At 39.8% G+C, this 820-nt stretch carries 1 pseudogene; it reads right to left on the bottom strand.

Annotation, left to right across the window (positions count from 1 at the left end):
* Nucleotides 1-614 (bottom strand): annotated as a pseudogene (locus AC1DVB_RS27650) (RNA polymerase recycling motor HelD); the annotation flags it as partial.
* Nucleotides 615-820 lie beyond the last annotated feature (206 nt).

The following is an 820-nucleotide window of genomic DNA, read 5'->3' as shown; positions in this document are numbered from 1 at the left end:
ATTTTATTCTGTTCTTCCTGGATCGTGGTGATGATATCCGTCAATCGATTGCTGGAACTCTTGGAAAGGGATTCCTGCAACAATTCATCCGTTGTTGTCAAATCAATGTCCCTTATCTCCTCCAAGACACCTTCTTCTATCATTAGCTGTCTTTTTAAAGTGATGTTCCCGCTGAATGTCTCCCCTTCCGCTTCATATTCTATTTCACCAATCCGTCCCTCATAATACAGATTTGCAATCGGTGAACGCCAATCGACGATGATCTGTTCCTGGCTTTCCCTCTGATAAAGAGATGCTTTTCCGAAATAAAGGACTTCGCCTCTCTCCCCATCATTCCTTTCAAAATCCACTCTTGCAAAGTAAGGTTTTTTACTTGCTTTGCGTAAACTTTCAAGTTCGGTTTTGGACATCTCAAAAAAGTTGGCCGTCGTCAGCAGCTGTGAATATAACGCTGATTCAGACCAATCGGCATCGCCAAAGGCTTCTTGCATATTCCGCTGAAATTGATCTTTGCTTGTTTCAGATGTTTTGATGACTACATCGATATAACGTTTTGTAAAATCCAGCCGCTGTCGTTCCTGTTCAAAATCAGGGTGATTACCCAATGAAATCACTCCCCTTCCTTGTATATTGATCAAACTTATTAAAATGCCGACGCTAAGACGAAATGGACATTTATACTATCAGAAAAGCCAATGGTTGACAAATCTGGAGACATAGAATTATATAGTTGTAATGTACCTTCCCTGATATTTCATATAATTCGAAGAATACACGATATATTCCAGATTGGATTTAGCTTTGGTATGTTGACTTATGC

It is taken from the genome of Peribacillus sp. P4_D6, from assembly GCF_056401795.1.
The sequence above is the reverse complement of the archived record's forward strand: the minus strand, read 5'-3'. Positions and strand labels throughout refer to the sequence as shown.